Origin of the sequence: Lysobacter enzymogenes (assembly GCF_017168095.1) — a bacterium.
GTDB classification, from domain to species: Bacteria; Pseudomonadota; Gammaproteobacteria; order Xanthomonadales; family Xanthomonadaceae; genus Lysobacter; species Lysobacter enzymogenes_D.
The window spans coordinates 1-17312 of record NZ_LXSD01000503.1; the positions used below are offsets into that span (position 1 = coordinate 1).

The following is a 17312-nucleotide window of genomic DNA, read 5'->3' on the forward strand; positions in this document are numbered from 1 at the left end:
CCCGCCCCGACCCGCCGCGTCCGCCGCGTCCGCCGCGTCCGCCGCGCCGCGCCAGATACGGAACCGCCGCCCCTGCGGGCGGCGGTTCGTCGGGGCGATGCAGAATCAAGGCAGGCGCGACGCCCTGCGCGAGCCGGCCGCCCCCAACGCGCTCGCCGGCCGGCGTCCCGGCCGCTCGCAGCGCTCGCGACTGGCGGCTTACTTCGCCGGAACCACGCGCTTGAGCTCATCGATCGCGGCCTTGACCTGCACCAGGCCCCAGCCGGTGTTGTCGTCGCGGCCCGCGGCGTCGATGTCCCGGGCGGTCGTGAACAGCGCTTCGCGCACCTGCTGCGCGGTCGCGTTCGGGCGCGCGCTCCACACCACCGCGGCCGCGCCGGCCACGTGCGGCGACGCCATCGAGGTGCCGTCCATCACCGCGTAGGAGCTGTCGTTCACGTTCAAGACGCCATTGACGACCATGGTCTGCCCCGCCAGTCCCGCCAGGATCGCCTCGCCGCTGGCCTTGGAGATGCCGGTCGCCGGAAGGGTGCTGGCCGGCGACAGGCTGCCGGCGAACTCGCCGTCGACGTTGTTGTAGATCGCCACGCCGAGCGCGCCGCCCGACTTCGCGTTGGCGACCTTGTCGACGAAAGTGATCTCGCCGCGCTGGCACAGCACGATCTTGCCCTTGAACGCCGCCGACGAGGCCTTGCACAGGCCGCCGTCGACCCAGCCCGCGCTGGCCCGGCTGGCGGCGGAGCCGGTCAGCACCGTGGCCGGGAACGTCGCGCTGCCGACCTTCAGCGGCTCGCTCGAGGACAGGCCGAGGCTGCGCACGCCGACGCCCGGCGCGGCCAGATCGACCTGATTGTTGAACTCGGAGAAGCTCGCGCGCTTGTCGCCCGAGTCCACCGCCGCCACCGACACCACGCTCGGGTAGGACGCGGGATATAGCGGCGGATTGACCAGGTTGGTTCCGGGAAACGGCGTGATCGCGGAATTGCCGGCCGCGGCGACCACCAGCGTGCCGCGGTCGGCCGCCAGCTTGAATTCGCTTTCCTCGGTGGACGACCGGTTCGGGCCGCCCAGGCTCATGTTGACGACCTTGGCCCCGGCCGCCTCGCACTTCTTGACCGCAGCGACGTTGTCGGAGGCGAACAGCACCGGCTTGCATTCGGCGCCGTCGAACACCTTGACGATGTGCAGCGAGACCTTGCCCGGGCTCACGCCGATCACGCCCTTGTCGTTGTGGGCCGCGGCGATGGTGCCGGCGACATGGGTGCCGTGGCCGCAGGTGTCGCTGTCCCAGCTCGCGCCGAAAACGTTGGCGCTGCCGGCGATGGCGACGCCGGCCAGATCCTCGTGGGCGCGCTTCAGGCCCGAATCGATCACGCAGACCTTGATGCCGGCGCCGGTCGGCGCGCCGGCGTCGAGCGCGCCGTCGCCGTCGGCGTCCCACACCGCGCTGGCCTGGATCTGGCCGATGCCGACCGGCGTGTCCTGCTGCAACAGATAGCGCGGCTGGTCGATTTCGATCGATTCCACCGACGGATCCTGGCGCAGGCTGTCCAGCGCCGCGCGCGACGGCAGGGTGAACACCGCGCGGCTGAGGCCTTCGAAGCGGTGGTGCAAGGTCGCCTGGCCGAGCTTGCGCTGGCCGAGCCGCGCGTTGACGCCGCGGACGTTGGCGCTCATGCGTTCGTTCGAGCGGGCCACGATGCTCGCGATCTGGTCGAGGATGGCCTGCGGCCGGGTGGACAGCGTGGGCGCGGCCGCGGCCGGCGCCTCCTTGAACTTGATCCACACGCGCGGCGCGGCCGCGTCCTGCGCCGCGACCGCGCTCGACGCGGCCCACGCCGCCAGGCCCAGGCTCAACGCGCACACCAACTTGCTCTGCTTCATGTCGTCCCCTGTTCGATGATCGCAACCGGCTTCCGGAGGAAGCCGCGTCGGCCGCAACGCTGCGTCCGATGTCGATCACAAACGGCGCGGCGGCGGCGGCGCCCCACCCGTCCGTTTCACTTTCGGACTCGTCCCGGGTGCGGGTTGGCGCGGGAAAGCCGCATCGAAGGCGGGTTTGCGGCACCTGATCCCAGGAAGCGGACACGCGCGAAGCGAAGCGCGCGAAGCGAAAGCGCGCGAACGAAGGCGCGCGACTGCAAGCGCAAAAAAAACGGGAGCCCCGCGGGGCTCCCGTTCGCGTCGAGCGGCGTACCGGCGGCGCGCTTACTGCGCCTGCAGCTCGGCGATCGCCGCCGGGATCTGCACCAGGCCCCAGCCGGTGTTGTCGTCGCGGCCGGCCGCGTCGATGTCCAGCGCGGTGGCGTCGAGCGCGTCGCGCACCTGCTGGGCGGTGGCGGCGGGCTTGGCGCTCCACACCACCGCGGCCGAGCCGGACACGTGCGGGGTCGCCATCGAGGTGCCGCTCATCTTCTCGTAGCCGGCGTTGTCCACCGACGGGGTGGCGTCGAGCGCGACGGTCTTGCCGGCCAGGTTGGCGACGATGTTCTCGCCGTCGGCCTTGCTGATCGCCACCGCCGGCAGGCTCGAGGTCGCCGGACTCAGGTTCGGCGCGGTGCCGGTGTACAGCGCCGGGGCGAACGCGCCGTCGACGTTGTTGTAGATCACCACGCCGGCCGCGCGCGCGCTCTGCGCCTTGCTGACCTTCTCGTAGAAGGTGTTGGTGCCGCGCTGGCAGACCACGATCTTGTTGCGCCAGGTGCTCGACGAGGTCTGGCACAGGCCGCCGTTGACCCAGCCGGCGCTGGCGCTGGCCTGCCTGGAGCCGCCGACCGGGGTCGCGGCGAAGCTCGCGGTGCCGACCACCAGCGGGTCGTTCTTGAGCGGGAAGGTGCTCAGCACGTCCACGCCCGGCGCCGACAGTTCCACCTTCGGGGTGAACTGCGAGAAGCTGGCCTTGGCGTTGCTCGAATCCACCGCCGCCACCGACACCACGCTGGCGTAGCCGGCCGGATAGCTCTGGGTGTTGTTGCCGTCGTTGCCGGCCGCGGCGATGCTGAGCACGCCGGCATCGGCCACGCTCTGGAACGCAGTGCGCTCGGCGGTGGACGCGCTGGGACCGCCCAGGCTCATGTTGATGATCTTGGCGCCGGCGGCCTGGCAGCGCTGCGCGGCGTCGGCCAGGGTCGAGGAGTAGGTCCACGAGCACTGGCCGTGGCCGCTGCCGTTGTAGCCGTTGCTGCCGAAGATCTTGACGATGTGCAGCGAGACCTTGCCCGGGCTGACCCCAACCACACCCTTGTCGTTGTTGACCGCGGCGATGGTGCCGGCGACGTGGGTGCCGTGGCCGCAGGTGTCGGTGTCCCAGCCGGTCGGATAACCGGTGATGGTCATGCCGGCGAAGTCTTCGTGGTTCTTGTTGAGGCCCGAGTCGATGATGCAGACCTTGATGCCCGAGCCGTTGGCGGCGCCGGCGTCGAGCGTGCCGTCGCGGTTGGCGTCCCACACGTCGCGCGCCTGCACCTGGTCGATGCCGTAGGGCACGCTCTGCGCCTGCAGGTAGCGCGGCTGGTCGATCTCGACCGATTCCACCTCGGGATTGGCGCGCAAGGCCTTGATCGCCTCCGGCGAGGCCAGGGTCATGACCGCGGTGTTGATGCGGTCGAACTGGTAGTTGAGCTGCGCGTCGCCGGCCTGGGCCGCGCTGAGCTTGCCGCGCAGCGCCTGGATGCGCTGGCCGAGGTTCGGCGCGGCGGCCAGCCCGCTGCGGGCGCTGGCGCCGGCGGCGGTGCCGCCGGCGGACTTGAACTTGACCCACACGCGATTCGGGTTCGGCGCGTCCTGGGCCATGCCCGCCGTCGACGCGATCAGGGTCGCCAGACCCAGGCCCAGCGCGCACACCAACTTGCTCTGCTTCATCGAACCCCCGGTTGCAGTGTCGGCCGGCTCCGGTCGGAGCGGCCGTCGGGCGTGTGCCCGATTCTTCTGCAAACGTGACGCCAGCAACGCCTCCCTACCCTGCGCAGGCATCATTTCTAAGTACGCTGAACAGCTCGGAGACTGGCGCACCGGGTTCTTCGACGCCGTTCACACCGGGAACGCGGCACAGCGCTCAGGCTTCGACGAAGCGCACCCGGCGCGTGATCGAACAGGTCAGCTCGTAACCGATGGTCGCGCTGGCCGCGGCGATGCGTTCCACCGGCAGCGCCGGCCCCCACAGCTCGACCGGATCGCCGACCGCGGGCGCATCGATGCCGCGCAGGTCGATGGTCATCAGGTCCATCGACACCCGCCCGATCAGCTGGGTCTCCTGCCCGCGCACCCGCACCGGCGTGCCCGGCGGCGCCACGCGCGGGTAGCCGTCGCCGTAGCCGATCGCGGCCACGCCGACCAGCATGTCCTCGGGACATTGCCAGGTCGCGGCGTAGCCGATGCGCTCGCCGCGGCGCACGCGGTTGACCGCGATCAGCCGGGTTGACAAGGTCATCGCCGGACGCAGGCCGAAATCGGCGCCGGTGCGGCCTTCGACCACGCTGATGCCGTACAGCAGCCCGCCCGGGCGGATCCAGCCGGCGTGCGCATCGGGCCAGCCGAGCACCGCGGCCGAGTTCGACAGCGAGCGCGCGCCGTCCAGGCCCGCGGTGGCGGCGTCGAACGCGGCCATCTGCTGGCGGGTCTGCGGGTTGGCGAATTCGTCGGAGCTGGCGAAGTGGTTCATCAGCACGATGTCCTCGGCCACCGCCGGCGCCGCGCGCAGGCGCGCATACGCCTCGCGCACCTGCTCGGGCGCGAAGCCCAGGCGGTGCATGCCGCTGTCGACCTTGAGCCAGCAGCGCACCGGCTCGCCCGGCGCGGCCTGTTCCAGCATCTCGATCTGGCTGAGGTGATGGACCACGGTTTCCACGCCCAGGCGACGCAGTTGCGGCAGGTCTTCGGGTTCGTCGAAGCCCGACAGCAGCACGATCGGCTGCGACAGGCCGGCCGCGCGCAGGCGGTCGGCATCGGACAGCGCAGCCACGCCGAACGCGTCGGCGCCTTCGAGCGCGCGGGCGACGCGTTCCAGGCCGTGGCCGTAGCCGTCGGCCTTGACCACCGCCATTACCCGGCTGTTGGGAGCGAGCGCCCGGGCCTGGGCGAGGTTGTGACGCAGGGCGTCGGTGTGGATGTGTGCGCAAGTCGGTCGTGCCATGGCGCACATTCTAGCGGCGAGCCTGCGAGGGCCAATGAGGCGAGTGTGAAGTCTCGGCTGCGCGCAGAACGGGCAAAGCGAGAGCGGCGGCGGCTTCGGCTTTGGCTTGACGCGGTTGTGGAAGAGTCCCTTGTGGGAGGGCCTTCAGGCCCGATGCTTTTGTTTCAGGCCTCGGCTATCTGAAACAAAAGCATCGGGCCTGAAGGCCCTCCCACAAAAGCTCCCTCCCAAGTCACTCCCACACCAACGACGCCAACCGACAGACCCACAAAAAACCGCGCGCGGTCGCCCGCGCGCGGCTGGGTGTCGCAACGGCGGCAGCCGGCTGCGTCAGTCGCAGCGGCGCTCGATCACCGTTTCGGTCTTGTTCTGCTGGTTTTCCTGGATCTTGCGGCCCGCGAACGCGCCGCCGACCGCGCCGGCCGCGGTGGCCAGCTTCTTGCCGTTGCCGCCGCCGACCTGGTTGCCGAGCAGGCCGCCGGCCACCGCACCGATCGCGGTGCCGGCGATCTTGTGCTGATCCTTGATCTGCTTGGGACGCTGCACTTCCACGTTGTAGCAATGCGGGGTCTTCTTCGACTTGGTCTGCGCGCCGGCGGCGCCGGTGACCATGACGCAGGACACCAGCGCAGCGGCGATCAGGGATTTGAAAGTGGAGTTCATAAACTCACCAAAGGAGTTGGAAGGGCGATGGCTACGATGCGCCCGGACTCGTCATAACAACGTCAATCCCCGCATCGCCGGTGCAGGCTAATCCGCCGAGCCTGAACGGGCGCATGCGCAGCGCCGGAACGCGCGCAGGAATGCGCGGAGCGTGCGCGCAATCAACCATCGCGCCGCGCCCGGCGCGGTACCGCCCCGCTTCGCCGCCGCCTATGATGGCTCTTTGCGCGTGCGCCGCCGCCAGGCGCGCGCCGATCGAAGAGGAGAATTGCGCATGGAACGCCGACTGCCCCGGCCCCTGCCCGCGTCGAACGCCGCCCCGCTGCCTGCGCTCTGGCCGGGACGAACGGCTCGGATCCGTCCCGCACTGACCAGCGCGGCGCTGTGCCTGGCGCTCGCCGCCTGCGGCGAACGCGCGCCGGCGCCGGCCGCTGCGCCTGCCGCACCGGTTGCGCCGCCGACCGACACCGCGTCCCCTGTCCCGCCCACAACGCCCGCAGCGAACGCAGCGAACGCAGCAGCCGAACCGGCCGCGCCGCCCTACCGCTTCGCCTTCGCCAGCAAGGGCGATCCCTCGTCGGACAAACGCCGCAAGGATCCGCGCGTGGTCGAATGGGGCGAGGACGGCTGCGGCGCGTATCCGGTGGCGCGGGTCGATGCGATCCCGCTGCGCGACGCCTGGCTGCGGCCGGACTGGGTGGTCGAGTTCGACGACAAGGACCGCGAGATCCAGCGCTGGGGCCGGCCGATGGCCGCCGAGCTGACCGGCCTGGACGGCGCCCGCCTGGGTTTCCGCGTCGACGCCCACGGCCAGCGCGGCGAGTTCGCCACCACGCCCGACGGCGCACTGCAGGCGCTGCCCGGGCAAGCCGCATCGGCCTCGCTGTACGCCAGCGCGCGCCAGATCGAATGCCCGGCGCTGCCGACCTTCGCCGAATCCGACTACGTGCAGTGCTTCGTGGTCAAGGACGCGGCCGGCGGCGAACGCCGGCTGGCGTGGGAAGCGCCTTGCACCTGAGCCTCGTCCGCGCACCCGCGCCGATGCGCGCGAGCGCGCACAGGCCGGAAGCGGATGTATCGAAGTTGGCGTTCTGCGCATCAGGTCGCGCGCCCGCGGCGGCCGACGCACGCATGATGCAGGGCCGGCCGCGGCGCACCACGCGCCGCCGCGCGCGGCGAGCGCTGCGCGAACGGCGCGCGGCGAACACGACGGAGCGGGCATGACGAATTTCGATGTCGTAGTGGTGGGCAACGGCGTGCTCGGCATGGCCACGGCGCACGCGCTGCAACTGCGCGACCCGCAACTGCGGGTCGCGGTGGTCGGCCCGCAGGCGCGCACCGGCGCGGCCTCGGCCGCCGCCGGCGCGATGATGGGCTGCTACGGCGAAGTCACCGCGCAGCTGCTGCGTACCGAGGCCGGACGCGCCAAGCTGGCCAAGGGCCTGCACGCCGCGCGCTGCTGGCCGGACTGGCTCGACGGCATCAACCAGGCCCTGCCCGACGCCGAGCGCGTGTCGATCCGCGCCGGCACCGTGGTATTCAGCAACAGCAAATCGGGCACCATCGAGGACGAGAACTACGCGGCGATCCTGCAGGCCCTGCACGAGAACGGCGAGGCCTACGAAACCCTCGACCCGAACCGCATCGACGGGCTCAACCCCGCCGACGATTGCCGCCCCAGCCGCGCGCTGTACCTGCCCAACGAAGGCTCGATCGACGCCGCGCGGCTGCTGCAGGCGCTGACGTCCCTGATCGAACGCTCGCCGCAACTGACCCTGATCGACGCCACCGCCACCGCACTGGAGCTCGGCAACGGCCGCATCGACGGCGTGCGCCTGGCCGACGGCCGCCGCCTGTCGGCGCCGCGCGTGGTGCTCGCCGCCGGCGTGTGGACCCAGACCCTGCTCGACAGCCTGCCCGATCTGGCCCGGCGCATCCCGCGCCTGTTCTGCGGCGGCGGCACCTCGCTGCTGCTGGACACCGGCCCGCGCGAGCAGGCGCACGTGCTGCGCACGCCCAACCGCGCCTTCGCCTGCGGCCTGCACGCGGTGCCGCGCGGCGGCGGCCGCCTGTACGTCGGCGCCACCAACACCTTGTTCGCCCAGCCGATGCTGCGCACCTCGCCGGCGGACATGTTCTTCCTGCTCGAATGCGCGCTGGACCAGCTCGACCAGGACCTGTGCGCGGCGCAACTGGTGGGATGGCAGGCCGGCAATCGCCCGGTCGCGGTCGATACCTGCCCGCTGATCGGCCCGACCTCGGTCGAAGGCCTGTGGCTGCTGGCCGGCACCTATCGCGACGGCCTGTTCCTGTCGCCGCTGCTGGCCCGGCACATCGCCGACCGGGTCTGCGGCGGCGACGGCCTGTTCGCTGAGACCTTCGCGCCCGAACGCCGGCCGATCCGCCTGTACACGCCGCAATCGGCGCGCGCCGAAGCGCTCAAGCACTATGTGGCGATGGGCGCCGAGCACAGCATCCGCCTGCCGCGGGTCGGCTGGCATCACGCGTTCCCGCGCTTCTACGAGCAGATGCTCGACGGCCTGTACGACGAACTCGGCGAAGACGAGTACGTGCTCGCGCCGGAGCTGCTGGCCATCGTCGCCGCCGACCGCAAGCGCATGGTGCCGTTCTTCCGCGACTACTTCGCCCAGGTGCGCCAGGCCTGGGCCTGAGCGGCGGCGCCCGCGCGGCGCCGTTCAATCGCGCAGGAACCACGCCGACAGGCTGCGCCGCCATTGCTGGAAATAGGCGCTGTCGTGCTCAGGCGCGATGGTCGCCTGCATCGTGTCGATGCGCTGCATCGAGGCATAGCCGAGCCGGGCCAGCGCGCCGGCGATCAAGTCCGCGCCGAGCACCACCGAGTAGCCGCAGTCCGGGCGCTGGTTGTAGCGATAGTTGCAGCTGTTGACCAGGTTCGGCACCACCGCGCGCAGTCCGGCGATGCCGTCGTCGAGGGTGTCGATCAGGATCGCCTGCGGCCGCAGCTGCGCCATCGCCTCCAGCAGCAGGAACGGATGCGCGGAGTGGTAGAGCACGCCGGCGCAGACGATCGCATCGAAGCTGCCGGGCGGCAGTTCCCACAAGGCCTGGTGCATGTCGCCGGCGACGATACGCAGATCGTCGCCGAAGCGCTCGCGCAGGCGCCGCACGCAGCGCGGGTTGTGCTCCAGCGCGGTCACCTGCGCGGCGTGCGCGAGCAGGCCCTGGGTCAGGCCGCCGGTGTGCGCGCCCAGTTCGAGCACTCGGCATCCGCGCAGACGCTGCGCCTGCGCGTCGATCAGCCAGTGCCGGCGCACCGGCGTGGCATGGGTGTGGTCGGCCTGTTCCAGCACCACTTCGAACGCTTGCGCCCACTGCGCCGCGGGCGCGCGGCCGTCGGCGGCGTCGCGGTCGAGCCAGGCGTAGTCGACCGCGCCCTCCAGGCAGGCCAGCACCACCACCGCGTGCTCGGGCCGTTCGCGCGGGCGCCAGATTTCGCCGGCGCGCGGCGCATCGTCGGCGCTGGCGCCGCTGTCGGAATCGGGTATGCGTTCCATGGCCGAGCCAGGCAAACCCCGCCGCGCCCTTACGGGCACGGCGGGTCGCTGCGTCAGTTGCTCGGCGGCGCCGGCGAGACGTTGTACGGCGGCCACCAACGGCGCTCGTCGGCCGAACCGGTGGTCACTTCCGACTCTTCCAGCGCCTTCTTGTTGCTCAGCAGGTCTTTCAGCGTATCCAGGTTGGTTTCATTGCTCATGAACGTTCTCCTGTGGAATGGACGTACTGCTTTGCTGCGATCGTCGCGGCGTCCGTGCCGACGCTTGCCACCGCTCCTTCTGCGCGGCCCTCGCGCGGGCCCGATGCGATGAATCGATTCGGTCCGGCCGGCTCAGGCCGGCGCGGCTTCGACCAGCCGGCTGCCCAGCAGCGAATCCAGGCCGCGCAGCGCGCGCGCCCGGGCGTCGCCGCCGCCGAGCTTGTCGCCGGCCAGTTCGGCGTAGCCGCGTGCGATCGCTTCCACGCTGCGGCCGTCGCACAGTTCGAACAGCAGCCAGCTGTCCAGGCCGAGCCAGTGGATGCGCCCGGACCGCGGCGAAAACACCATCAGGCATTCGGCCTGCGGCACCGGCCGCGAGCGCAGGCCGTCGGCCTTGCGCAAGCTCTGCGTGGCGTTCATGCGGCCTCCCGCGCGTCGGCGAACATCGCCGCGTCGACCGGCGCCAGCGAGCTGCGCAGCCAGTGCACCAGCTCGAAACCGCCCGGCGAGAGCAGGTGCGACCACTCGCCCTCGAGCATCTCGCCCAGGTAGCGCGCGCGGTCGATCGAGCGCCCGTAGCGGTGCGCGGTGTCGTTGTTGACCACCGACATCGCATGCGCCCGGCTCACATAGGCCGCGGGATCGCCGAAGCGTTCGAAGCAGCGCGGGTCGGCGACCAGCGCCGCGGCCTTGAACAGCGACAGGTGCACATAGACGTGATAGGCGAAGATCGCCCGCACGATCGACCAGCGCACGTTGCGCCACGGCACCTGGATGGTCGCATCCGGCGCCCTGGCCAGCGACACCGAGCGCGCGGCGTCGAACAGCTTCATGTGCAGGCCTTCGTGCAGCAGGCAGCCGGCGATGTCCCAGGGATTGCCGAGCTGTTCGAGCGAAACGAACACGGTCGACGGGGTCAGGTCGCCGCCGGCGGCCGACAGCACGATGCCGCCTTCCAGTTGCGCCTCCAGCAACGCGATCGCGCCGACGTGGCGCAGCGCCGCCGGCCCGGCGTTGGGCAGCAGCATCGACAGCAGCGCGATCGAGTCCTGCACCTTCTGCCGCGCGGCCGCGTCCGGGTTCAGCAGCGCGCCGCGGTTGGCCGGGTTGTCGGCGAAGATCTTGTCGAACGCCGCCTGCAGCTGCAGCGCGCAGGGATCCTCGCTGCCGAGGATCGACCACATCCAGTGCGGCTCGTCGGACTGCAGGCTCCAGCGCTGCGCCATGCGCGATTCGCACAGGCCCGCCGGCAGCGCGGCCAGGGCTTGCGGCAGCAGTCGCTCCAGGCGGTGCGGCGCGGCCAGTTGCCCGCTTTCCAGCTCGGAGAACGCATCCTCGGCGGCCAGGCGCAGCAGCGGGTCGAAGAAGATCCGCCGCAGTTCGGCGTCGGGCAAGGCCTCCAGTTGCGGCTGCAATGCCGCCACGCCCGGCAGGCGTTCGGAAAACAGTTCCGCGCCGAAGCGATAGCGAGCATAGACCTTGGCCAGGATGCGGCCGGAGTCGCCGAAGTTGGGCTGGACGCTGAGCGCGCGGTCGGCGGCCGCGACCAGTTGCGCGTGCGCGTTCATGCCGCCCTCCCCTGGCCCGCGGCGGCGCGGCCATCGGCGAGGATCATGCCGCTGGCGACCAGGCTCCCAAGCACCGGGCCGACTTGTCGCCAAGCCCGCTCGGAAGCCACGCCGGCGATGTCGGCGTAGGCCTGGGCCAGATCCTGCCCGCTGCGTCCGTCGCACAGTTCGAACATCAACCACGCGGCGGTATTGAGCTTGCGGATCTTCGGCTGCGCCGGATCGGCGGCGAACAGGACGCCGCGGTCGCCGACCGGGCGCAGCTGCAGTTGCGGGTTCTTGGCGTAGCGCAGCGAATCGGCGGGATCGGCAACATCGGCGGCGCGGACATCGGCGGTTTCGGCGCGCGCGGGGGCCGCCGCGCGCGGCAGATCGATCAGCGGCGCGATCGCTTCGCACAGCCACTCGACCATGCGCTGCGCATACGGCGTCAGGTAGTGCGACCACTCGCCGCGGAACTGCGCGGCCAGATAGGCCATGCGCTCGTGGCCGCGCGAGAACGGCGCGGCGGAGGCGTTGTTGACCACCGACATCGCATGCGGCCGGGTGCCGGCGCGATAGCTTTCCGGCGCGCCGTAGATATCGTGCAGCTGCGGGCCGAGCTGTTCGACCGCGGTGCGGAACAGTTGCAGGTGGACATAGGCGTGGAACGCGAACAGGCAGTTCGACACCGAGATCTCGCGGCCCCACGGCAGCTGGACCATGTCCTCGCGCACCACTGCGGCGCTGGTGCGGACCAGGTCCGAGAGCTTGAGGTGCACGGCCTCGTGCATGATGTGCACCGCCGTGTCCCAGGGATTGGCCAGCTCTTCGGGCGCGATGAAGATCATGCACGGGGTGGAATCGCCGCCGGATGCGGTCAGCATCGGCCCGCGCTCGTTGCGCATGTTCGCGAACGCGACCGAATGCAGGTGGCCGAACACGCTGCGCGCCATCTGCGGCACCAGCGCCTGCAGCAGCGCGCAGGCGCGTTCGAGCTGGGCGACCATCTGCGGCGTCGGCCGCACCAGTTCGGCCTCGCAGTGCCCGCCGGGCATGAAGCCCAGGCGCAGCGCTTCGCGCAGGGCGTCGGCGGTGGGCTCGGCGGCGTCGGCCAGGTCCCAGACCCAGATGCGGCGGCCGTCGAGGTCGGGCCCGACGACGAAATTGCGCTGCATCGCCGCGGCCGACAGGCTCAGCGGCTGCTCGATCGTCGCCAGGCTGCGTTCCAGGCTCCAGGCCAGCAGGCCGGCCTGATGCGCCGGCGCGACCCCGGTTTCCATGCGCTCGATCGCCGCTTCCAGTTCCGCGCGCACCAGCACGTCGCCGAACACCTTGTCGGCGGCCTCCTGGGCCAACGCCTCCACCGCCGGCAACAGCGCGCGCAATCGCGCGTCTTCGCGCGCCAGTATCGTCAGCGCGAATTTGTAGCGTTCGATGTTGAGCCGGACGATCTGTTGCGAATCGCCGAACTCGTCGTGGGCCTGCAGGCGCGCGTCGACTTGCTGGATCAGATCTCTCATGGAAGACCTACCTCGCTGGTGGCAACGTTGCGTTGTCGTGTACCGCGCGGCGACAGCTCAGCGACAGGTTCGCTGCGCGCGTCCGAGCGCGGACGGACGGCAAGACGGCTTATAGCAAGAAGGCGTCATGCGCTTTTGTGCATGCGCATCGCAAAGCGACAAGGTTTTTTTCTGTATGCGACCTGCGTGGCAGCGCGCGAACGCGCAAGGTCGCGGTGCGCACGGACAAATCGCAAAGCGCGTCGCAGAACCGCGACGGCGTCGCGGCGAACGCGGCGGATCGGGCCGCCGATGCGGCCGATCGGGCAAACAAAGGAGCGCGATGCGTTGCGCGGCGGGCGTTTAACCGTTTGCGCCCGATGTTCGCGAGTCGCCGAACGCCGCGCTCGAGCGAGTGCGACGTTGCAGCGCAACACGCGTTTGCGGCGACGAAGCGGCGCGTGCATGCGGCGCATGCGCCGCGTCGGGCGACGGACACCCGCGCGCGCCGCGACGCCGAAGACGGCGGCGCCATCGCGCCGCCCGCCCGGCCGTCGCGACCGGGCACAGGCCCTTACTCGAAACTGCCGATCGAGTCGTGGGCGAGATTGTCGAAGCGGGTGTACTCGCCGAAGAACTTGAGCTTGAGCGAGCCGGTCGGGCCGGAACGCTGCTTGCCGATGATGACCTCGGCCAGGCCTTTGTCCGGCGAGGTTTCCTTGTTGTAGTAGTCGTCGCGGTAAATGAAGATGATGATGTCCGCGTCCTGCTCGATAGCGCCGGATTCGCGCAGGTCGGCCATCACCGGGCGCTTGTCGGCGCGTTGTTCCAGCGAGCGGTTGAGCTGCGACAGCGCGATCACCGGCAGGTTGAGCTCCTTGGCCAGGTGCTTGAGCGAGCGCGAGATCTCCGAGATCTCGGTCGCGCGGTTCTCCTGGTTGCCCGGCACCGACATCAGCTGCAGGTAGTCGATCACGATCAGGCCCAGGTCGTGCTCGCGCTTGAGCCGGCGCGACTTGGCGCGCAGCACGTCCGGCGACAGGCCCGGGGTGTCGTCGATGAAGATCTTGACCTCGCGCAGCTGGCGGATCGCGCCGGTCACGCGCGCCCAATCCTCGTCCTCGAGCTGGCCCGAGCGCAGCCGTTGCGCGTTGACACGGCCGACCGAGGAAATCAGGCGCAGCGCGAGCTGGCTGGCCGACATTTCCATCGAGAACACCGCCACCGCCTTCTTGGTGCGGAAGGCGACGTGCTCGGCGATATTGAGGGCGAAGGTGGTCTTGCCCATCGCCGGACGCGCGGCCAGGATCAGCAGGTCGGTGTTCTGCAGGCCCGCGGTCATCTCGTCGAATTCGGTGTAGCCGGTCGGCAGGCCGGTGACCGCGCCGCCGTTGGCGTAGCGCGTCTGCAGCACGTCGAAGGCTTCCGACAGCGCCTTGGTCACCGGGGTGAAGTCGGTGCGCCCGCGCGCGCCGGCTTCGGCGATGGCGAACACCTGCTGCTCGGCCTTGGACAGGATTTCGCTGCTGTCGCGGCCGTCGGGCTGGAAGCCGTCGTTGACGATCTCGGTGCCGACCTCGATCAGCTTGCGCATCACCGCCTTGTCGCGAACGATTTCGGCGTAGGCGGCGATGTTGGCGGCCGAGGGCGTGGTCGTGGCCAGCTCGATCAGATAGGCGCCGCCGGCTACTTGTTCGCTGAGCCCTTGCGAGTCGAACCATTCGCCCAGGGTCACCGCGTCGAACGGGCGGCTGCGCTCGGCCAGCTCGCGGATCGCGCGGTAGATCAGCTGGTGGTCGCGGCGGTAGAAGTCTTCCTCGACCAGTTGGTCGGCGACGCGGTCGTAGGCGTCGGGCGCCAGCATCAGGCCGCCGAGCACGGCCTGCTCGGCCTCGACCGATTGCGGCGGCACGCGCAGCTGGTCGATGCGCTGTTCGGCGCGGGTCTCGAAACGTTTTTCGCCGCGGAATCCGGGACGTGAGCTCATCGGGAAGGCGATCCTGGTCGATGCGGCCGCTGATTCGGCCTGGCCGGTGCCCGGCGCTGGCCGGGACCTCGCCCCGGAAGGCTCATCCTAGCGGCCGGGGGCGGCCTACCGTTGCAGATAGGTCGGTGGAAAATCTGTGGATAAGGGGTGGGTAGGTGTAGCGCTGGGGTGTCGCAGGCGTTGCGACGCGCTGTTCGAGGAACCAGTGAAGAGGAACGAGTGGAAGCGACTCGACTCCGTTCCTAGTTCCTCTTCACTCGTTCCTCAAAAACGAAGGGCGCCTCGCGGCGCCCCTCGTGTTACCGCGTCGATCTACTCGGGATCAGGCGGCTTCGCCGACCACGATGACCTTGACCGTGGTTTCGACGTCGGCGTGCAGGTGCAGCAGCACGTCGTATTCGCCGGTGCGGCGGATCGGGCCTTCGCCCATGATCACTTCCGACTTGCCGACTTCGTAGCCGGCCTTGGTCAGCGCCTCGGCGATGTCGCGCGGGGTCACCGAGCCGTACAGCTTGCCTTCGGTGGCGGCGTTGGCGGTGATGGTCACCTCCACGCCTTCCAGCTTGGCCTTGCGGCCTTCGGCGCCGTCGAGCAGCGACTGGGCCTTGGCTTCGTAATCGGCGCGGCGGGTTTCGAACTCGGCCAGGTTGGCGGCGGTGGCCGGCACGGCCTTGCCCTGCGGAACCAGGTAGTTGCGGCCGTAGCCCGGCTTGACGTTGACCTTGTCGCCGAGGTTGCCGAGGTTGGTGACTTTCTGCAGCAGGATCAGTTGCATGGGATTGCTCCGTATTCGTTAGCGGGCCTGTGGGCTCGCAGCGGGGGCGCTGTCCGAACGAGGGACATCAGGAGATAGCGGATGGGAGATAGAAGATAGCGAGAGCCGCTATTTCCTATCTCCTCGGCGGCGAAGCCGCCTCTATCCACCAGCTCTTAGGCGTTGTGGTTGTCGGTGTACGGGATCAGAGCCAGGAAACGGGCGCGCTTGACGGCCGTGGCCAGCTGGCGCTGGTACTTCGACTTGGTGCCGGTGACGCGGCTCGGCACGATCTTGCCGGTCTCGGTCAGGTACTGGCGCAGGGTGTTGAGATCCTTGTAATCGATCTCCTTGACGCCCTCGGCGGTGAACTTGCAGAACTTGCGGCGGCGGAAGAACTTGGACATGGGAATGAGTTCCTAGAAGGGATCAGGCGGCTTCGGTGGTGTCTTCGGCGCTGTCGGCGGAGCCGACGGCGCTGTCGCTGTCGTCGTCGCGACGACGGCGCTCACCGCGCTCGGGCTTGTCGCCCTTCTCGTCCTTGAACTTCATGATCAGCGACTGCTCGGTGTCGGCTTCGTCGCGCTTCATGACCAGGTGACGCAGGACCGCGTCGTTGAAACGGAAACCGTCGACCAGCTCGTTGAGCACGGTCTGGGTGACTTCGATGTTCAGCAGGACGTAGTGGGCCTTGACCAGGTTCTCGATCGGGTAGGCCAGCTGGCGGCGGCCCCAGTCTTCGAGACGGTGGATCTTGCCTTCGCCGGCTTCGATCAGCGACTTGTAGCGCTCGACCATGGCCGGGACCTGCTCGCTCTGGTCCGGGTGGACCAGGAACACGACTTCGTAATGACGCATTGCTGTGATTCCTTGTGGATGAAGGAACGCCGACGGCGTTCCCGTTCAGCCCCCCGAGGCCGCGACGGCCCGGTGGAGCAAGGGTCCGCAGAAGCCGTTGGCCTCTGGGGAGCCGCGCATTATGACCGGTGCGCGGGCGGCGGCGCAAATCGGCAGGCCTGGGCAGGTCCTGGCGAGCCGTCTGCCGGATTGGGCGCCGCGGGCCGGGCCGGGTTGCGGCCGTGTGCGGGGCCGCTTTGACCGGATCACTCAGCGGGCCGGGGCGTCCGGCCAATCTCGCAAGTTTACGCGACTGTGCCCGCGTCCGGCGGGAGCCAGGGCGGGCAATTCGAACCAACCCTGCAGCCGCAGCGGCGGCGACGAAGCGACCTGACGGCGCCAGGCCGGCAGCGCGGCGGCGTCGGCCGGCAACGGCGGCAGGTGCGCGAGCAGTTCGCAGCCCAGCGCCTGCCAGGCCTGCTGCGGGCCGATCCACTGCCCCGGCGCGGCCGCGGCCTGCGGCGGATAGGCATGGGCGAGGCGCAGGCGGACGCCGCGCCGGCGCCAGGCCTGGGCGGCGTCCCACTCCAGGTTCGCGGCCGGCAAGACCAGGGCTGCGGACGCAGCCGCTTCGTCCGCGGGCGGCGGCAGGGGCGACAAGGCCAGGATCGTCGCGGGCTCGGCCTCGGCGGCGGCGGCCGGATCGAACAGGCTTGCGGCCTGCTCGACCGCGACGCCCCGCCCCGCCAGTTCCGCGGCCAGGATCCGCGCCTGGGCGAGCGCGGCCGCATCGGCCGGATCGCGGTACAGCCGCCAGCGCCGGGCGCGCGGCCGTTCGGCGATCAGCGCGCGCGCCTGCTCGAGCTGGCCGGGCAAGCCGAACCACACCGTCGCCGCGTCCGGCGCCAGGCCGCGCAGGGTCACCGGCAACAGCAGCGGCAGCCCGGACGGCGGCGGCGCGGCCGCCAGCTCGGCTTCGGCGTCGATCAGGTACGGCGCGAACAGCGCCGCCACCCGGCCGGCGCGCTCGCGCGCAGTCAGCTCGGCGACGGCCTGCGGCCAGTCGCGATAACGCAGCACGTCCAGCGCCGGCCGCTTGCGCCCGGCCGCGGCGGCCGGGTCCGGGCAGTTGCGCCAGCCGTCCAGCAAGCGCTC

At 70.5% G+C, this 17312-nt stretch carries 16 protein-coding genes; 2 read left to right on the top strand and 14 right to left on the bottom strand.

Translation table 11 applies throughout. The annotated features are described in order from the left end of the window. Positions 1–198 precede the first annotated feature (198 nt). From A7A76_RS20605 to A7A76_RS20620, 4 genes are all read right to left on the bottom strand, one after another. Positions 199–1884, bottom strand: a complete 1686-nt coding sequence (locus A7A76_RS20605) for a S8 family serine peptidase (protein ID WP_206413066.1) — start codon at positions 1882–1884, stop codon at positions 199–201. Positions 1885–2208: 324 nt separating this feature from the next. Next, complete coding sequence (locus tag A7A76_RS20610) at positions 2209–3861, bottom strand: S8 family serine peptidase (protein WP_206413067.1); 1653 nt, start codon at positions 3859–3861, stop codon at positions 2209–2211. 193 nt (positions 3862–4054) lie between these two features. Then, complete coding sequence (gene alr / locus A7A76_RS20615) at positions 4055–5131, bottom strand: alanine racemase (protein ID WP_206413068.1); 1077 nt, start codon at positions 5129–5131, stop codon at positions 4055–4057. A gap of 330 nt (positions 5132–5461) precedes the next feature. Then, positions 5462–5794, bottom strand: coding sequence for a glycine zipper 2TM domain-containing protein (locus tag A7A76_RS20620; protein ID WP_074870170.1), 333 nt, complete (start codon positions 5792–5794; stop codon positions 5462–5464). 604 nt (positions 5795–6398) lie between these two features. Between A7A76_RS20620 and A7A76_RS20625 the strand changes: the two genes are divergently transcribed. Continuing rightward, a complete protein-coding gene (locus A7A76_RS20625) occupies positions 6399–6812 on the top strand; it encodes a hypothetical protein (RefSeq protein WP_206413069.1) in 414 nt (137 codons plus the stop codon). 202 nt (positions 6813–7014) lie between these two features. After that, positions 7015–8466 (top strand): NAD(P)/FAD-dependent oxidoreductase, encoded by a 1452-nt coding sequence (locus tag A7A76_RS20630; protein WP_206413070.1) that lies wholly within the window; start codon positions 7015–7017, stop codon positions 8464–8466. A gap of 24 nt (positions 8467–8490) precedes the next feature. Here the strand turns inward: A7A76_RS20630 and A7A76_RS20635 are convergent, their stop codons facing one another. The 10 genes from A7A76_RS20635 to A7A76_RS20680 all read right to left on the bottom strand — a co-directional run. Further along, a complete protein-coding gene (locus A7A76_RS20635) occupies positions 8491–9330 on the bottom strand; it encodes a class I SAM-dependent methyltransferase (protein ID WP_206413071.1) in 840 nt (279 codons plus the stop codon). 53 nt (positions 9331–9383) lie between these two features. Continuing rightward, the gene (locus A7A76_RS20640) at positions 9384–9530 is read right to left on the bottom strand and encodes a hypothetical protein (protein WP_168356357.1); all 147 of its coding nucleotides are present in this window, start codon (positions 9528–9530) and stop codon (positions 9384–9386) included. Positions 9531–9662: 132 nt separating this feature from the next. After that, positions 9663–9950 (bottom strand): hypothetical protein, encoded by a 288-nt coding sequence (locus A7A76_RS20645; RefSeq protein ID WP_206413072.1) that lies wholly within the window; start codon positions 9948–9950, stop codon positions 9663–9665. Further along, on the bottom strand, positions 9947–11098 hold the full coding sequence (locus tag A7A76_RS20650; RefSeq protein ID WP_206413073.1) for an aKG-HExxH-type peptide beta-hydroxylase: 1152 nt from the start codon (positions 11096–11098) through the stop codon (positions 9947–9949). Before A7A76_RS20650 ends, A7A76_RS20645 begins: the two co-directional genes overlap by 4 nt. Next, positions 11095–12600 carry an aKG-HExxH-type peptide beta-hydroxylase gene (locus tag A7A76_RS20655; RefSeq protein WP_206413074.1) on the bottom strand — a complete coding sequence of 502 codons (1506 nt, stop codon included), beginning with the start codon at positions 12598–12600 and terminating at the stop codon, positions 11095–11097. Before A7A76_RS20655 ends, A7A76_RS20650 begins: the two co-directional genes overlap by 4 nt. 553 nt (positions 12601–13153) lie before the next feature. After that, entirely contained in the window at positions 13154–14566 is a 1413-nt protein-coding gene (locus A7A76_RS20660) for a replicative DNA helicase (RefSeq protein ID WP_057947702.1), read from the bottom strand. 322 nt (positions 14567–14888) lie between these two features. Beyond that, positions 14889–15341: a 50S ribosomal protein L9 gene (gene rplI, locus A7A76_RS20665; protein ID WP_096378074.1), complete on the bottom strand. Its 453-nt coding sequence runs from the start codon at positions 15339–15341 to the stop codon at positions 14889–14891. 155 nt (positions 15342–15496) lie between these two features. Further along, positions 15497–15727: a 30S ribosomal protein S18 gene (gene rpsR / locus A7A76_RS20670; protein WP_031372470.1), complete on the bottom strand. Its 231-nt coding sequence runs from the start codon at positions 15725–15727 to the stop codon at positions 15497–15499. 22 nt (positions 15728–15749) lie between these two features. Next, the gene (rpsF, locus tag A7A76_RS20675) at positions 15750–16178 is read right to left on the bottom strand and encodes a 30S ribosomal protein S6 (protein ID WP_074870147.1); all 429 of its coding nucleotides are present in this window, start codon (positions 16176–16178) and stop codon (positions 15750–15752) included. 249 nt (positions 16179–16427) lie between these two features. Continuing rightward, positions 16428–17312 (bottom strand): hypothetical protein (locus A7A76_RS20680; RefSeq protein ID WP_206413075.1); only part of this gene is annotated, 885 nt, incomplete at its 5' end.